Origin of the sequence: Paraburkholderia sp. EG286B (genome assembly GCF_040965655.1) — a bacterium.
Taxonomy (GTDB): Bacteria; Pseudomonadota; Gammaproteobacteria; order Burkholderiales; family Burkholderiaceae; genus Paraburkholderia.
This window is the reverse complement of record NZ_JBFRCF010000003.1, coordinates 382,653-398,653: the sequence shown is the minus strand read 5'-3', so window position 1 is coordinate 398,653 and position 16,001 is coordinate 382,653. Positions and strand designations below refer to the sequence as shown.

13 protein-coding genes are annotated in these 16,001 nt (G+C 60.7%); 2 read left to right on the top strand and 11 right to left on the bottom strand.

The window, feature by feature from the left end:
- The first annotated feature begins 147 nt into the window (after nucleotides 1-147).
- Nucleotides 148-684, top strand: a complete 537-nt coding sequence (locus AB4Y42_RS07960) for a hypothetical protein (RefSeq protein ID WP_368693857.1) — start codon at nucleotides 148-150, stop codon at nucleotides 682-684.
- A gap of 162 nt (nucleotides 685-846) precedes the next feature.
- Here the strand turns inward: AB4Y42_RS07960 and AB4Y42_RS07955 are convergent, their stop codons facing one another.
- A complete protein-coding gene (locus tag AB4Y42_RS07955) occupies nucleotides 847-1,095 on the bottom strand; it encodes an EAL domain-containing protein (protein ID WP_368693856.1) in 249 nt (82 codons plus the stop codon).
- Between the two features lie 236 nt (nucleotides 1,096-1,331).
- Between AB4Y42_RS07955 and AB4Y42_RS07950 the strand changes: the two genes are divergently transcribed.
- Nucleotides 1,332-2,798: an MFS transporter gene (locus tag AB4Y42_RS07950; protein ID WP_368691395.1), complete on the top strand. Its 1,467-nt coding sequence runs from the start codon at nucleotides 1,332-1,334 to the stop codon at nucleotides 2,796-2,798.
- 10 nt (nucleotides 2,799-2,808) lie between these two features.
- On the opposite strand, the gene tssJ is transcribed toward AB4Y42_RS07950, so the two are convergent.
- The 10 genes from tssJ to AB4Y42_RS07900 are packed head-to-tail and all read right to left on the bottom strand — an operon-like array spanning nucleotide 2,809 to nucleotide 15,993.
- A complete protein-coding gene (gene tssJ / locus AB4Y42_RS07945) occupies nucleotides 2,809-3,339 on the bottom strand; it encodes a type VI secretion system lipoprotein TssJ (protein WP_368693855.1) in 531 nt (176 codons plus the stop codon).
- A gap of 13 nt (nucleotides 3,340-3,352) precedes the next feature.
- Nucleotides 3,353-4,465, bottom strand: coding sequence for a type VI secretion system baseplate subunit TssG (gene tssG, locus AB4Y42_RS07940; RefSeq protein ID WP_368693854.1), 1,113 nt, complete (start codon nucleotides 4,463-4,465; stop codon nucleotides 3,353-3,355).
- The gene (tssF, locus tag AB4Y42_RS07935; RefSeq protein WP_368693853.1) at nucleotides 4,462-6,273 is read right to left on the bottom strand and encodes a type VI secretion system baseplate subunit TssF; all 1,812 of its coding nucleotides are present in this window, start codon (nucleotides 6,271-6,273) and stop codon (nucleotides 4,462-4,464) included. The genes tssG and tssF overlap by 4 nt, the downstream gene beginning before the upstream one ends.
- A 20-nt stretch (nucleotides 6,274-6,293) precedes the next feature.
- A complete protein-coding gene (locus AB4Y42_RS07930) occupies nucleotides 6,294-6,662 on the bottom strand; it encodes a hypothetical protein (protein ID WP_368693852.1) in 369 nt (122 codons plus the stop codon).
- Nucleotides 6,663-6,672: 10 nt separating this feature from the next.
- Complete coding sequence (locus tag AB4Y42_RS07925; RefSeq protein ID WP_368693851.1) at nucleotides 6,673-7,743, bottom strand: T6SS immunity protein Tli4 family protein; 1,071 nt, start codon at nucleotides 7,741-7,743, stop codon at nucleotides 6,673-6,675.
- A complete protein-coding gene (locus AB4Y42_RS07920) occupies nucleotides 7,740-9,314 on the bottom strand; it encodes an esterase/lipase family protein (protein WP_368693850.1) in 1,575 nt (524 codons plus the stop codon). Before AB4Y42_RS07920 ends, AB4Y42_RS07925 begins: the two co-directional genes overlap by 4 nt.
- Entirely contained in the window at nucleotides 9,301-9,624 is a 324-nt protein-coding gene (locus AB4Y42_RS07915) for a type VI secretion system baseplate subunit TssF (protein ID WP_368693849.1), read from the bottom strand. The genes AB4Y42_RS07920 and AB4Y42_RS07915 overlap by 14 nt, the downstream gene beginning before the upstream one ends.
- A gap of 20 nt (nucleotides 9,625-9,644) precedes the next feature.
- Nucleotides 9,645-11,228 (bottom strand): type VI secretion system protein TssA, encoded by a 1,584-nt coding sequence (tssA, locus tag AB4Y42_RS07910; RefSeq protein ID WP_368693848.1) that lies wholly within the window; start codon nucleotides 11,226-11,228, stop codon nucleotides 9,645-9,647.
- Complete coding sequence (locus AB4Y42_RS07905) at nucleotides 11,225-14,758, bottom strand: ImcF-related family protein (RefSeq protein ID WP_368693847.1); 3,534 nt, start codon at nucleotides 14,756-14,758, stop codon at nucleotides 11,225-11,227. Before AB4Y42_RS07905 ends, tssA begins: the two co-directional genes overlap by 4 nt.
- The gene (locus AB4Y42_RS07900; protein ID WP_368693846.1) at nucleotides 14,755-15,993 is read right to left on the bottom strand and encodes a hypothetical protein; all 1,239 of its coding nucleotides are present in this window, start codon (nucleotides 15,991-15,993) and stop codon (nucleotides 14,755-14,757) included. The genes AB4Y42_RS07905 and AB4Y42_RS07900 overlap by 4 nt, the downstream gene beginning before the upstream one ends.
- Nucleotides 15,994-16,001 lie beyond the last annotated feature (8 nt).

Sequence of the window (16,001 nt, the reverse complement as noted above, 5' to 3'; positions counted from 1 at the left end):
ATCCATCTGCATCACGTGCGCACACATTCGGCTAGCAGGAAGCAAATGAGGTACTAGAATGCATTGGTGCAAGTGATGCAAAGGCAGTCTGTTCGGCAGGAACGTTCGACAGTTTGATGTTTCGAGTTCGTCATTGGAGGCATGCTCATGACGTGCCTGAACGAAAAGATTGTCGGTGCAGCCTTTTTGATGCTGAGCGGTTATGCATTCGCTCAGAGCACCGGTGTGAACATTCCCGAAACCATGACGGTGGCCAATATCCCGTCCATGCCGATGGAAGTGGTTCCAGCGCTGCCACCGGAACCCCTGGCGTACCTCCACCGGTACGCAATGGAATATCAGGCGAATCAGTCAAAGCCGTTTTACGCGGAAGTCGAGAGTTTTTATAGCGCGCCGGTGGCACAGGACAAATATCATTACGACTTCGTGAAGTCGGCGCCCGGCAGCAGTTACGGTGCGCAGCAGGCTGCGCGGCCAACTTCAGATTATTTGCAGATGGGCCCTTCCACGGCGCCGCAAATCTCGATTCTGCAGGTGCCGGACAGCACGCTGAACATCGGCGCCCAGCCTCAGCGCAGGCTTTCGCTGACCGTAGACGAGTGGGTGTTTTCCGCCACCGCGCGCGTCGCCATTCTTCATTCGCATAGCACTGGCGCGACAGTTACGGTGCGGCGCGGCTTCTAGATCCGCGTATTTTAATTTGCCGTCGAGTCGAGAATTAGCGCAACCGGAATCAAGTGTGCTTTTTGAGGCAATTTTAGGTAAGGATTGCAGACCTCCCGTAAGCCGGCATTTCGCAACCGCTTACGGGATTCGTCATTTACGACAAGCTCGCACCTGTTCGCGCTAGCGCAACGGCGACGACACCGCATAACGCACGAGGCTCGCGTCGCGCTGCATTTCGGCAATAGTCGCGGCCGAGCCCGGCCGCCGGTAGAAATAGCCCTGCGCATAGCGAATGCCCAGGCGTTGCAACATCTCGTGCTGCGCCTCGGTCTCCACCCCCTCCGCAATGATCTCCATGTCGAAGTGGCTGGCCAGCGCCACGATCCCCTTGACGAGCTGATCGCCGCGCGCCTTCAGCGTCTCGAACACCGCCTCGGTGCGGGCGCGCTGTTCGAGCAGGAAACGCGGGTGACGTGCAGGGAGCCCATGCCCGGATCATGTCCGGAACGGGGCGCGCCATCCATGCACAGGTGCTTTTGTATGAACAGATGATATGTTACGTCAGCCAGTTTCCTCACAGGCTGATTTTTCTGTTTTCGCGCGCGCCCGCATTCCAGGAACGGCGCATGCTACAAGGCATCGCGTGCTGAACCGCGCTCTACCCGATGAATCCTCCCAATACGACCGAGACGACTGATAAGCCTCCCATCGTCGAAACCAGGCTGCCCGCGCGCCTCGATCGCTTGCCGTGGGGCCGCTTTCATGTGCTCATCGTCGTGGCGCTGGGCGTCACCTGGCTGCTCGACGGTCTCGAAGTCACGCTTGCCGGTGCGGTAGCAAGTGCGCTGAAAACGAGCCCGGTGCTGCATCTCGACAATGCGCAGGTGGGCCTGGCCGGCAGCGCGTATATTGCCGGCGCGGTATGCGGCGCGCTCGGTTTCGGCTGGCTCACGGATCGGCTGGGCCGCCGCAAGCTCTTTTTCATCACGCTCGCCGTTTATCTGCTGGCCACCGCCGCGACAGCGTTTTCATGGAGCTTCGCGAGCTTCGTGGTGTTTCGCGCGATCACGGGCGCGGGCATCGGCGGCGAGTACGCCGCCATCAATTCGACGATCCAGGAGTTCACGCCCGCGCGCGTGCGCGGCTGGACCGACCTCAGCATCAACGGCACGTTCTGGGTGGGCGCGGCCATCGGCGCAGCGGGCTCGCTCGTGCTGCTCGACCCACACCTACTGCCCGCGGACTGGGGCTGGCGCGTGTGCTTTTTCATCGGCGCAGTACTCGCGCTCATCATCTTGCCCATGCGCCGCTGGATTCCCGAAAGCCCGCGGTGGCTGCTCACGCACGGCGAGCACGACGAGGCGAAGCGCATCGTGGAGGGCATCGAAACGCGCTTCCGCGATGTGGGCCACACGCTGGAAGACCCGCCAGGCGACCCGCTGCGTCTGCATGCGCGCAGCCATACCCCGCTGGGCGCGGTGTTTCATGCCATATTCGTACGGCACCGCCGTCGCGCGCTGGTGGGTCTATCGCTCATGACCGCGCAGGCCTTCTTCTACAACGCGATTTTCTTCACCTACGCGCTCGTGCTCACCGAGTTCTATCACGTGCCGGGCGGCGACGTTGGCCTCTATCTGCTGCCGTTCGCGCTCGGCAACTTCCTCGGTCCGATCGTGCTGGGGCGGCTCTTCGACGTGATTGGCCGACGCACGATGATCGCCGCGACCTATGCGCTCTCGGGCGTGCTGCTCACGGTGAGCGGCTGGTTGTTCGAGCAAGGCATGCTCACTGCGACGATGCAAACCGGCGCGTGGATGGTGATTTTCTTTTTCGCCTCGGCGGCGGCGAGTTCCGCCTATTTGACCGTGAGCGAATCGTTTCCGCTGGAGATCCGGGCGCTTGCCATCGCCGTGTTCTATGCGTTCGGCACGGCGCTGGGCGGCATCATCGGCCCGGCGTTCTTCGGACGACTGATCGATACACACCAGCGCAGCGAAGTGTTCACGGGCTATGTGGTGGGATCGGCGCTCATGATCGCGGCTGCACTCGTGGCCGCGATCTGGGGCGTGGACGCGGAGCGCAAGTCGCTCGAACATGTGGCCGCGCCGCTTTCGGCTGTGGGGGAGGAGTGAGCTGGCTGCGTTACTGCGTTGCCTTCTGTGAAGGTGCGTCGTCCGCGAGCAGCAGCTGGTTCACGAGTTCGAGCTTGAGCGGTTTGTCCGGATCGAGCTTCTTCTTTTCGATCACGTACTTCCACCCATTGCCACTACCAGGATTGCGATAAAACGCGACGATCGCCACGTATTGCGTATCGCCCTTCATCGCCTGTGTCAGGCTTGCGGAAGCCCCGGGGTTGAGCGCGGCCGCCATGCTGTCCTGCAGGTCCTGCGCGAGAACGGTGCGATCGTTCTTCAGCAGATCGTCGTAAGAGGCGCCATCGAAGAGCTTGCGGTCCTTGAGTTGATAGACGCGCACGGCGACCGAAGTCGGACGACCGGCATCATCCGGATTCAATGCCTGACGCGCGGCGAGATCGACGTTGAGCACCTTGACCTTCTTGTAGAAGACCGCGTGAAAAGCATTCGACGTGGTGTCGGAAACAGCCTGCCACGCTCCGCAACCCGACAGCAGGAAGACAGATGCGGCGGTGGTAACGGCCAGACGGATAAACATGAGAGATGCCCGGTTATGCACGTTGCGGACTCAGGTAAGGGTTCGGCGCCGGAGTGGGAAACGCCGCGACGACCCCGAGTGGAATAGTGATCATGCGTTCTTCTTCGGAGGGCAGGACCGTTGTCCAGCCAAGCCGCGGCGCGGGTTCGGCGGCGGCCGAGCCGATTTCCGGCAGTGGCGCAATCCTTGAGGACACCTGCATACGCAGATGGATGTCGGCCTTCACGCCCACATACAGTTGCACGAAAGCCATCAGTTCGCGGTTGAGCCACGCTCCGGGCAACAGGGCGTGCGCCTGCTGTGCGTTGCCCGGACGCAGCGTGGCCCGCGCGGCACGACTGCGATAGGTCAGTCGCTGGCCCAGCACGTAGCCTCCCCCTAGCCCTTCCTGCGCGCCGGCCATCACGGGTTCCGGTGGTGTCGTCGGGCATGAAGTCAGCGGCCGCGGCTTGCCGGTTCCCGTGATCGCCGGAAAAAACTCGTCGACGCGCACGTCCACACCCGGCAAGGCCAGTGCAATGACGCCCGCGAGCCCTTCTGGCGTACGTGTTTTCTGGGTCAGCAGGCCCAGCAGCGCGAGCATGCGTGCATCAGGCAGCCCGGCGCGTTTGGGCTTGTGACCCCAGCCGAACCCAACCAGACACAACAGATTGAGCGAATGCGGGTCGGTTGCGCCCGGACGAAAACTCTCCACATAGCGGTACTTTTTCCACGCACGGTAGAGCATCGTGACGAAGCGGTGATTGAAGCAGTCGAGAAATGACTCGACGGCCTCATGCCCCTCTTCGCGCAAAACGATGTCGTCGATCGTGTGTGACGGCATCGCCGCGTCGACGCCGTAGAGGCCCATGAACGTCGTGCGCACAACAGGCGTCTGATGCCGTCTGGACTCGTCCCATGCATCGCCGAAGTCGACTGTGGCGACTTCGCTCGCGGGAAACCCGGCGCGCGGCCACGAGCCGAAACGCACCGGCTCATGCTCCGGCGTATCGCGGGTTCCGAACCCGGGACGATCTGTGGCGCCGACCTCCAGCAGGCGGCACAGTTGCATGAAACTCATCTGCGGCGCACGGGCCAGCAGGGACGCGACCAGCGGTTCGAGATTGGGAGGATCCTGAGGCTTCATAGCGGTGCGCGTTGTGCCTTGCTGCGCGGCCAGACAGTGCGGGTCTGCGACGGCAGGCTCACGATCGAGAGCTTCGTGAATAAATTGATTTCCGCATACAGCGCGAAGAACTGGTGCAGTAGTTCACCAAAGAGCATGACGTCGCCCTCGCCAGCGAACGCCTGCGCATCGAGCGTCACTTCGATCAGCACCCCGCGCTCGACCGCGCCGCCCGACACTTCCTCGAGCAGTTCCTGCGAAACCCAGAGAATGGCGGCAAGGCGCCGGCGGTTCAGCTCATCGTCAGTCCAGTCGTAGAGCGCGAGCGCGCCGCGCAGCACCTCCGCGTTCATCATCGAGAGGAAGTTCGGAGCGAGATGCGAAAGCACGCGCCACTGGAACCGGTCGCCCGTGGGCGGATACAGCGGCAGCGTGGGCGCGACGAGATTGCGCACGCCCGTGACGTTCGGCGTGCTCGCGGCGAGTTCGCTGATGCTCGCCTCGCGCAATCCCTTGCGCGGCAGCATGCCGTTGGTGCCCGTCACGCGTAGCGAGAGGCTTTCTTCAGGTAGCGTCTCCAGCGTTTCCCACGCATGACCGCCAAGGATCACCCAGGTCTCGTGCAGCCCGGAGACCCCGAGCCGTACGCGGCCATGGAAGTACCGCTCCGGCGCCTCATGCCGGAGCATGCCCCCGCGATGCCTGAACGTGGCAAAGGGGACGTACTCGTAGCGCTCGGCCGTCTCGTGATCGAACGTCTCGATCGCATCGACCGAATGGGTTTCGACGTGCTCCCCGTGATGACCGGCTGGCACGACGCGATACTCGGTTTCGTGATGGTCGATTTCGATCGGTTCCGCGTCGAGTTCGAAGAGGTTGATCACCGGTGCGCAGAACAGTCGAATGTTCTCGCTGGTGAAACGCTGGTCTGATGGGTAAGCCTCATTGAGCACGAATTCCAGCTCGAAGCGGGTCGCTTCCGGGGGGAGCTTCGCGACGTCCAGGCCGCACAGATCGACGAACAGAAACTTCTCGCGAAAGGAAAAATATTCGAGCAGGAGCTGAAATCCAGAAAAGGCAGCATCGGCTTTGGGCCACAGCCGTTCCTCTGTCGAGAAACCCGCGGGCTCGATCGTGATGCCGGGCAGCGGCACAGGCTCGCCGTCGCGCACCTGTGGAATGCGCCAGAGAATCGTGTCGACCTGGCGCGTGAGTGCGAGGTGCATGGAGAACGCCACCGGCAGATCGGCGTTCAGATGCAAGCGCACGCGCGAAAGGTCGGTTTCCTCGCGGCGCGCCGAATGCTGCAACTCGAAGCCCAGCCGAATGACCGAGCGGCCGTCATGGCGCACGGAAGGTCCCGCGTGCGTGATGGCAAGCGGCTGCAGCATGACCGCCTGGGTGGTCCGGTATAGACATTGCACGGTGCGTGCCGTCGTGCCCTCGCTGCCCGCGGGCGGCACGCTGATCGGCGCCGAACGCACCGGTACGCCGGCCGGCACGACCTCAGTGCGCTGGAGTTTCTCCCGCAGGGGAATGAGTTCAGCGATCGAAAGCGATGGAATCATGCGCAGATAGTGCGGCCACAGCAGGCTCACGAGCCCTTCAGTGAGCTCCGGCAGTTCGTCATCGAGCTTCTGCTGAAGCCGCCCTGCCAGAAACGCGAAGCCCTCGTGGAGCCGCTCGACATAGGGATCGCGGTCGCCGACGCGGTCGAGGTTGAGCATGCGCGCGCGGTCGGGATGGGCCTTGGCGAACTCTTTGCCGGATTCACGCAGGTAGCGCATCTCGGCTTCGTAGTAGCGCAGGATGGGATCGTCGTTGTTCATCTATTTTTTCCGGAGCAGATTCACGCGATCGCCAGCGCGCGGGCCGGATCGAGCTGGATCAGTTCGGCCTGCAATTCACCGATACGGCGGGCGAGAACGGGTTTGTCGGTATCCTTGCGATTGGTTGCCGTCGTTAAGGGACGCAGCGGGTCACGCCTGGTCTCGAAGACGTGCGCCGGGTTCCAGCAGATAAGCGGCAGCGAGCGTGCGAAGGTGTCCAGCTCGGCGAAGAATGCGAGCGCCGGCGGTTCAACTTTCGGCCAAAGGAGCAGGATCATGAAATCTCCGATGGTCCTGATGACGGAGAATATGACGGTCCAGAGGAACCGTGGCGGCAGCTTGACCGGCACAGGCTCCTCCGGCCGCAGCAGCGAAAAATTGACAGCCATCACCGCTCCTTCAGAGCCCGCTCGGACGTGGACGCAACGTGCGCGAAATGACATCCCACAGTGCAACGGCTTCGCTTTCGCTCATCGAGGTAGCCGCTATACGATCCTGCATAAATGCATTATTTGAACCGGCATCCAGATCGAGCTGAAGTGCGGGGGAAGTGGTGCCGCCAGTTTTGGAATTTGCCTCAAGCAGGCACTTGATACCCTGAACACCGGAATTGCTCTTGCCAGTAAAGATCCATTCTTCCGCGCTGAGCCCTTGCAGGGCGACTGTGCCCTTCCGGATGGTCCTCCCATCTATCGCCCTCAGATCGTTGTTAATTTCATCACCCCGCTCAAGGAGCGACCTGGACTCTACGATGGAAGAGTCAGTCACCATCCCGATACTCACATCCCGGTAACTGTCCATCACAAACTGAGCCCAAACGTACTCCCCGTCTGCAGGTTGTCCTGAAAGAAATGCACCGGGAAAACAGAGACCTGGTTTTGAAGGAATGGTGTCATCTGCACGACCGTGTAGCCTTTTGACCAAGTCGAACACGAGCTGTCTTTTTTCCGGGACGTCATTTTTTACCGGGATCTGCTGGACAATCGAATCCTTCGTCTGATCTGGATGGAGAAAGTCACTCCCGTCGATACCGAGCTTGAACCGATAACCGCGATCCCACTTGTAGGCCTCGATAACGCGGTTTCCTGGATCGGCTCCCACGTCACCACGGTGGATGAAGTAGCGAGTATTCGGACCATCCACCACATCGTCGGAATATAGAAACGGATACGCGTCGATACTCCTGACGCCCCTGAGTTCCGCCTCTCGTTTCCCGATTTCCCGAAAATACTCATCTTGCGACATCGACTTTGACTCGATTTTTACACCATGAACCGTCGCACCGCCAGAAACGAGTGCATCAGCCGGAATATTGATCACATATCGACCAATACATCGCGGTCTTAGGTTTTTGGTCATTTCACTCACTTTTTGCTTTTCCTGGTCAGTCAAAGGCGCGGGCTGACGAGTGCATGCAGTAAAGACTAGCAACAGCACCGCGAAGAGCCACGGACTCCGGAAAAAAGTCATCGTTTATATTCCAATGATGTACCTTTGACATTACCCACAATGCGGGTGACCGCCCACAAAGCGAAGAGTTGCTGCGGACGCTCCTTGTATGCCCCTTCATGATCTACGCCTGGATATGACACACATGCTTGAACGCCTGCTCTACCCGAAGGAGCTTTCCCGGATCGAACGGGTACGGTGCCGTCTCCATTTCCAGCGGCGGGCAGCAGTACATACATGCTATTGATGGGATCGCTTCTACTGCGTTGCAGTACTGATTTATTTCGCGTGCCGCTGTCAACCAATACGACACCATCTTCTAAGTCGTCTATCTTCGAATACGTCCCCGCCCACTTCAAAACCGGATTAAGCTTGCTCTCCCACACGACCTCTCCCCACGTTTCATGCTTGTCGTCATTTCCGTAAAATGCGTACGTCTTTCTGTGAAATTTACGACCGATGCTCGTATGAAACGGTTTCACATCTTTTTTTATCAATAAAACGTATGATATCCAATCTGCATCGATACTTTTCTTTCCAAAATCAGGCGGATTAACCAACTCGGCTTTGACAAGACTCCACCATTTACCACGCTGCAAATATATTTCCTCGTAGGGATCGCTAGACGGAAGGGTTCTCTGTTCGTTGCCGTTCCTGATCTTGAGCCAGCCCATCCCGTATTCCGGAGTTGGAAGCAGCTGTAACGGGCCCGGGGACTGCGCAAACACTGGAGTCATTGTCGCGTTATTTGGTCCGAGGACTGGACCAGCGAGGCCTTCGGTGCCGGAAACCACGCGCTTGTATGCCGTCGCTGATCCCGTTGTCGGCATGACACCGTGGACGATACCCAAGACATCGTCGCGATGACCGTCGACTTCCGAGTAATATCGAGCAACGAGACCTCCCATCGAATGGGTCACAATGATGACTTTCTCACACGCCAAACCCTTCGCTTTGTAGTAGCTCGTAAATTCCCGAATCTTCTTTGCGAGATGTTTTGCCGAATCCGCATTGGACTGGAGCCAGTTGTAACCGACAGCGTGCACCGGAAGTTGGTATTTGTACGATAACGCCACTTCCTCGAACGACAGTACGCTAACGCCGGGCTCTTGTGCGACGAGTTGCTTCATCAGCAGTGAGCGAAAACCAGACTCAGCGGCGTGAGCGTCATTAAGAGCGTTTTCCAGAAACGGCAAGAAAGTTCCGTAGCTCATTTTTGCCACCGTACCCCAGCCTCGCCGACGCAATTCGGCTTCGCTCTGCGCGGTGCCGGACGGGATATCGCCACCTTCATAGACGTCCGTAGTTTTCGGATCCAGCTTTTGCTTTCGGGTTGACGGGAAACTTCCTACCCAACTCCTCGCCGGTCCCACCATCCCGTTTACCAGCCAAACCGTTTGCCCTTTATACGGGCCGTCAGTCGCAATGAGGTTCGTACCCATGACCCCAGGCACAAAGATTACGGGTATGACTCGCCTCGGCACCATGTAGCACACGGCCGTGCTGTCGTCCGGTGCGGACGTGACAGACGTATAGTGGGCAGACCCATCTTCCGCGATCGCAGGTTGAATGACGCGCTCAATGGTGGCCATGCGCCGTTGGCTCCTGTTCTAGAGATCCTTTCCCGCAACTTCTGATTCCGTTCTGACGTGGGCGCAAAGTGTGATAAGCGAAGTCCCACAACGCTACGGCGTCGCTTTCGCTCATTGATATTCGGATCGCGCTCCCGCTAAGCGCCTTAAGATCACGGTCGATCCGGTCACCCGGCAGGAGGAGCGTATCGGATGCGCGAACAAGCATGCGCGCGCGGTCGGGATGGGCCCTGGCGAACTCTTTGCCAGATTCACGCAGGTAGCGCATCTCGGCTTCGTAGTAGCGCAGGATGGGATCGTCGTTGTTCATCTATTTTTTCCGGAGCAGATTCACGCGATCGCCAGCGCGCGGGCCGGATCGAGCTGGATCAGTTCGGCCTGCAATTCACCGATACGGCGGGCGAGAACGGGTTTGTCGGCATCCTTGCGGTTGGTTGCCGCTTTGAGCGCACGCAGCAACTGGGACTTGACCTCGAACACGAGAGAAGGCTCCCAGCGCATGAGCGGCAACGATTGTGCGGCCGTGTCCAGTTCGACAAGCAGCGCAACTGCCGTATCCGCGCGACCGGCATGATCGGCGAGACGTGCCATCACGAATCGCTGAAGATAGCGGTGCCGTTCGGTCCGCATCCCTGGTAGCGCTTCGAGCCACGCAAACGCTGCTTCTATACCGTCGTGCCCGGCCAGATCCCGCGCCTGCGCCTCGATCTCCGGCCAGTCGCCAGCGCTCTCCTCGTCGCCGTCTGCGGATACCGGCAGCGGTGCCATGCCCTCGCCCGCTTCGAGGTCGCGCACCACGGCGTGGCGCGCAATCCATTCGAGCGTCGTATCGTCGGCGAACGGTGTGCCGTCGCTGAACGACAATCGCTCAATCCCGGGAAGTCGTTCGAGAAACAGGGCGAAGTCCGCGCGCAGCAGCTCGCGCCATGCGTTGTAGGGCGCGCCGAGGTGGTCGAGAGCGGTATGCTGGAAAAACTGCAGATCGAACCAGAGATGATTCACGCCTTCCATGAACGTACCCTCGACACGTTCCAGCAGTTCATGCCACTGCTTTTGCAGCACGAGCCGCTTCATCTGCTGACGCAACTCCGCACGTGGGGCCGTGAGGCGCGTGTGCGAAGCGGCATTCGATGGTGGCACCTCGTGCAACGTGTCCCAGCGCACGGCGCGCACGAGGCGCACCGATGACAGATAGCCGTTTTCCTGGTCGTGCAGCCATGCCGCCATCGTGCGGGCCTGATCGAGCAGGTCACGCGTCGAAGTGATCGGTCCGGTTGATGGACTTGCCGTGGCGGGCAACGGGGGTGCAGAAATCGCCTCTTCTCTGGAATCCGAACCGTTCTTGCGCTCGAAGCGTGAGACAAGCGGGTGCAGGTTGGGTCGTGCGGTCTCCGGCCAGACGCCGGTGAGCGTCACCAGTACGTCGAGTGCCGCGAGCGCCCGCTCGAGGTCGCCAGGTGCAAATTCGCCGCGGCTATCGAGGAGTTCCATCACGCGCGTGGTGGCCAGCATTTCAAGCGCGCCCTTCTTCGCTTCGGCACGCGCGGGCAGCACGGCTTCGCCAAAACGATCGACGAGCGCGGCGGCGAGTTCCAGACCGTCAGCGAAGCCCGCAGGTCCATCCTCGCGCAGCCGCGCAAACGCATAGTAGCCCGCAAGACGCAGATCCTTGCCGGTCTCCTTCAAAAGCTGCTCGCAGGAACGCACGATCAAACTCTCGTCGATGTCCGAAAGTTTGCTCGCCTCATCCTTGAGGGCGAAGAACGCATCCTCGTAACCGGGATCGCGGCCAACGCCCGCCTCGCCCGCGAGCGGCTGCAGCCAGGTCGCCCACGCATCCAGACGCGCGCGGACAAGTTCCCCGGCATCTTCACGCGCCGGCAACAGGCTTCTGAACAGTTCTCCGAGCTTCATTGGACCTCCGGCGCGGAACCACGGGGCAACGGCATGGCCGCCTGTTTCGCCGCGGCCAATGCGGCCGGCGGCAACGGCGACGGACTGCTCGTGGCGATCCTCGGACCTGCCTTCGCGCCGCCGCCTGCAAAGATCCTGGTGGGCAACGTGAAGTGACGGAGTTGCAGCACGCCGAGCGGTCCCGCACCGCCGTCGCTGCGTAACTGGACCTTGAGCGGGATGCCCTGACTCGAGTCTGGCGTCCATGTCAGCAGATAGCGCGCGTTGTCCTGCTGGGACGCCTTTGCACGCTCCAGCAAACGGATCGGCCCGAACCGCCCCTGTGCGTCGAGGGCCGAGCGCAGGCCGCCCTGCTCCGTCTGCCATTCGATGTGCGACAGGTTATCCAGCGACTGGCCCGGCCACTCGAACGGCACCCATTCTTCCTGCTGGTTGAAGTAGTGCAGATCGTTGTTCGAGAACACGATTCGCATATCCGTAATGCCCGGTGTCGCGACGCCGCGCAGATCAAAGCGGATATGGGCATCGCCGGACGGGAACAGCACGATCCCGACGCGTAACAGCCGGTTCAGACTGTCGAGGAAGCCCGGATCGAGCATGAGCGCGCCGTGATCCGTACCTTGCGCGGCCACCCACCTGTCTCCCTGACGCTCGACGATGCCGGCCAGTTGCGTCGCGACGAACTGTGCGATCACGCCGCTGTCGGGACGCATGAAACGAACCATGTCGGGTATCGAAGCGTCGTTATCCGAGTCCGCGAACGGATAACGGCCCCCGAAGGCCTGATTCCAGTCGGCCACGATTGAATTGCGCCAGATGTCGTTCAGACTGGCCGCCGCCGGCTGCACGACCGCCTGCCAGGTCTGATTCAACGGCGCCTGCAGCATCTGGCCGAAACCCGCCCATTGCTCGCCGAGACTGGCGGCCACACGGCTCGCGTAGTCACGGCTGTCCGCGATGTCGGACGTCTTGCCCTGCAACACGGACTGCGCGGCCACCCGCGCCATCGCCTCAGTGTCGGCGCTGTTTGCCATTTGTTGCAGCTTCAAGCGCATCGACGTCACGCGTTCGAGATAACGGGCGAGACTCAGGTCCGAAGTGGACGCGATCTGCGCAGCGGTCTTGCCGGTTTGCGCCGGCGCGCCGGTTACGAGGTCGCTGCCCGTCAGACGCAGGATCGGCCCGAACGCGTCCGCGAGCGGGACGAGTTGGGGCTGCGCCCGCTTCGACGGATCCTTTTCGTCGTTGCCGACCAGCTGCTGCGCCTTGCTGATCAGGGAATCCGAGAGCGATTGCGTCGCTGCGCCCGCGCCCGCCTGAAACACGACTGCGTTCATGAGCGCGACCAGCGGGGAGCGTTGCGGGTCGCCGAGAAGCGTGAGCTGATCGGCAGTTGCCGACAGTGTCGGGGCGGACTGCCAGCGCAGGCTGTTGAGGAACAGCTCCCATGCACGCGCGTAGTCGTCGAAGTACCGTTGTCGCAGTTCGCCTTTCAGGGTCGACGACGCCTGGCTTCCGGACTTCGCATCCGAAAGCACCCAGTCGCCGGCAACGCTGCCCTGCTCGCTCGCTTCGTCGATCGCCTTCGAGATACGTTGTTCCCACGCGTCGCGCGTGAAGATGCCCGGGATCGTCTGCGTCGTGTTGAAGAGGCCGCGTCCGGTGGTATCTCCGAGCAGTGTGGGCAGAGAGACCGGTGGGTATTTCGGTTTCGCGTCGTCAAGGATCTGTTGATAGACCGCATCCGTCGAGTTCTGGATGCCGCGCACGCTGATGATCGTCTGACGGGTGGCCGCGACGAGGCTGCTATCTGCCGCAATGGCAAGCGCGCGGCTACCGGTCGACGCTTGCGTCCCGATGTGACTCGCCAGGAACGCAATGGTGTGCTGACGCAGATCGTCCCATGTCCCCGATGTGACCGATGAGTCGAACGGGCGTGCCGGAACGGCGGTCGCAAGGAGTTGCGGAGTCAGGAACGATGCCGCGGCACGCTCGGGCTTCGCGAGCATCAGATAGGCTTTGAGCGTGTCGTAGGCGGCCTGCGCCTGCGCGTTGCCGCCGCTCGCGATTTCTTCATCGGACATGGAGGCGAGTTGGCGCAGACGGTCCTCGAACTTCTGGCGGATCGGGCTGACGAGGATGCGGCCGGCGGCATCGGCATAACTGGGCCGGAGGGCGGCTAACAGCGTGCGGTCCTGATTCAGGCCAAAGCGAGTCATCAACGGTGCGCCTTCGCGCTGGCGCACTTCGAGCGTATCGATTTGCTTGTCGAGGCTGTCCAGTGTCTGCATTGCCTGCGTGGGACTCTGGGTGCTCGCAAGTCTTGCGATCGTGTCATTGGCGGCGCTGATCGTTGCGCGGTTCGTGAAACCCGACACCATGGTGCCCACGGTCCAGAGGCCAACGGCTGCCGTGGCGATCCATGCGGTTGTCGTCGAAAATGAAAACCCGACGCGCCGGCCGTGCACCTTGCGGCTGTGGTCCGCGATGGTTTGCCAGATCGAGTGGTGCTGAGGGGACGCGCTCTCCTCTTCGGACTCGCCGTCTCCTTTATTGCTTTCGGTTGGTGGGGCTAGCTCGCGCTCCTTGAACAGCGGCGCGAACAGGAGACCGTGCACGGCGTGGCGCCACTGCTGCGCAGTGCGCAAGACGAGTCCCGACAATGCGCTGCCCACCCCTTCGATATGTTGCGAAAGCTCGGCCGGATAGCGGTCCCGATTGTCCTGGGCTAGGCGTGCAACGCCAACGTCGGCCAGCGTGCGGGTGAGACTATCGAGAGAGGTATCAATATCGCTGGCGTTGACACGAGCGTTTGACCAAGTAAGGCCGATGGCTTCATCCGGGCCCGCTGTTTCGGTGCCGAAGTCTGTGACGTTGAGCAGGTAGGCGGGTGCTGCCCAGCGCAGGGCCCGGGCGTGGCGCGCGAGGCGCTGGCCGGGTTCGTCGTAGTCAAACGGCGCCTTGCTCGCGATGCGATTACACGTGACTGCGACGAGCGCGTCAACCGGGCGACGAGAGCGAAGGCGGCGAATGTGGTCAAGCCAGTCCATGTCGATCTTGGTGCTAGTCTGCTTTGCATAGAGCAGGACGGTATCACCGGTGATCACGTACCCCGAGCTGACAAGCTCAGGTGCCAGCCGTATGACCAGTGGCTCATCGCCAGCCACAAGAATCCAGCGTTCGCGAAAACGCCAGAACATGCCGTGCCGCGCTTTCAACGCAACATGCAACGCGTTCCGTCGTGCCAAGGCAAATTGCAGTCCGTTTCCAGCCGCTGATTCCTCCCGCGCGAGTGGGTCCCGCCTATACGCGTCGCGACGACGTAGTGGACTATGACGCGCTACGGCACCCCAACCGTTGGTCAACGGTGCGCGCGCCAGGATCAGAATGACACCGAGTCCGCACACCCAAAGTACTCGTCGTACGGGCGACGGATCGAAAGTCGCAGCGTGGTCCACAGCATACAGTGCTCCACCTGCTGTGAGGGTTACGACGGTGATCCAATATCCGGAGAATTTCGGCCATTTCATGCTTCAGTACCCGCGTGATCCTGCTCATTTTCATCTTGTTGAACAACCGAAAACCGAAGCGTCCCTTCGCGGGACGCAACAAGTTGCGGGCACTTCGCATGAAGTGCGTTCTCTATACCGAGTGCAATAGCGAGCCATGCAGATACCTCGCCAACATCGCCGAGGAAACTGCTTATGTCGCGAATCGCTTCAACATCACCTCCCTTACGACGGGTCGCCGCTTGCGGTTCGATGTATTTTGCAATCGCGACTTTCTCCCTACCACCTATGCCACTTAGCCATACGTCCTCAACCCTATCCAGACTTGCCTCCCCCCACAGTAACGCGCGTGCTATCGCAGATTCGAAGTCTTGTGGGGGGCTCTCTACAGGGCGATGCAACAGCGCTATCGGGCGAATTCCATGCCGCCGCGCGAGAGGGGCCCAGCCGAGCAAAATTGCAGTGGCTGCTTCAGCGCCTTGGCCCGTCGGACCTTCACGCAAACGTGCGCTCACATACAGCGTACAGCGTTCGAGTGTTGGGCCGCCACGAATGTCTAGCCATTCGTCTAGCTCCATCACCCCCCTCTCGGGAAAAACTAGCGAAATGATTGCGGGCCGCAGCTTTGCTGAGGACCAAATTCCTCTCCAAGCTTCTAACAATGCATCCCGATTGACGTTCTCCGGCAACTGCAATCGGATCGAAAGCGGAATTTCCGAAGGGAGTAGTCTGATAGCTCGTGCGATTGAGGACGTGAGTTCCTTGAAGCAAGCCCGATAGCGGGTAGGATCCTCATCGTCACCGGCGAGCCCAAGCGAGTCATATTGACTTCGCTCACCCCCACTATCCTTCGTTGATGAACCGTTCCCATATTTATTGCACAAGAGCGTGCTGACTCCATTCGTCCCAGCGCCCGTCAGATATGAATAACCTAGAACCGCCAGAGGTTCACCGGCAAATTTGATGCCTTCACGCCTGTCCTCCTGCCGCGCGGTATTGCCTGCTTCGATACGCGCACATTCCTGCTCCCAATACAGGGTTCTCAGGCCAAACGATCCAGCCCATGCCAAAAATGGCCATCCGAACAGTTGAATCCAGAACCTCGCGGTGTTGGCAGGATCGCCAGGAGGCCATGTCGTCAACGTGTAGACGGCGCCAACGACAATCGTAATGACGAGAAGGGCCAACCAATTGACGACGTTCGGAGGTGACGGCTCATGTTCATCACCCTTCTCTCGAGGGAGTTCCACCGGCATCCGTGACC

Coding starts and splice junctions, on each gene's coding strand:
- AB4Y42_RS07950 (WP_368691395.1), top strand. CDS start 1,332: ATGAATCCTCCCAATACGACCGAGACGACTGATAAGCCTCCCATCGTC.
- AB4Y42_RS07915 (WP_368693849.1), bottom strand. CDS start 9,624: ATGAACAACGACGATCCCATCCTGCGCTACTACGAAGCCGAGATGCGC.
- AB4Y42_RS07900 (WP_368693846.1), bottom strand. CDS start 15,993: ATGCCGGTGGAACTCCCTCGAGAGAAGGGTGATGAACATGAGCCGTCA.
- AB4Y42_RS07905 (WP_368693847.1), bottom strand. CDS start 14,758: ATGAAATGGCCGAAATTCTCCGGATATTGGATCACCGTCGTAACCCTC.
- AB4Y42_RS07920 (WP_368693850.1), bottom strand. CDS start 9,314: ATGGCCACCATTGAGCGCGTCATTCAACCTGCGATCGCGGAAGATGGG.
- AB4Y42_RS07960 (WP_368693857.1), top strand. CDS start 148: ATGACGTGCCTGAACGAAAAGATTGTCGGTGCAGCCTTTTTGATGCTG.
- tssJ (WP_368693855.1), bottom strand. CDS start 3,339: ATGTTTATCCGTCTGGCCGTTACCACCGCCGCATCTGTCTTCCTGCTG.
- tssF (WP_368693853.1), bottom strand. CDS start 6,273: ATGAACAACGACGATCCCATCCTGCGCTACTACGAAGCCGAGATGCGC.
- AB4Y42_RS07925 (WP_368693851.1), bottom strand. CDS start 7,743: ATGACTTTTTTCCGGAGTCCGTGGCTCTTCGCGGTGCTGTTGCTAGTC.
- tssG (WP_368693854.1), bottom strand. CDS start 4,465: ATGAAGCCTCAGGATCCTCCCAATCTCGAACCGCTGGTCGCGTCCCTG.
- AB4Y42_RS07930 (WP_368693852.1), bottom strand. CDS start 6,662: ATGGCTGTCAATTTTTCGCTGCTGCGGCCGGAGGAGCCTGTGCCGGTC.
- tssA (WP_368693848.1), bottom strand. CDS start 11,228: ATGAAGCTCGGAGAACTGTTCAGAAGCCTGTTGCCGGCGCGTGAAGAT.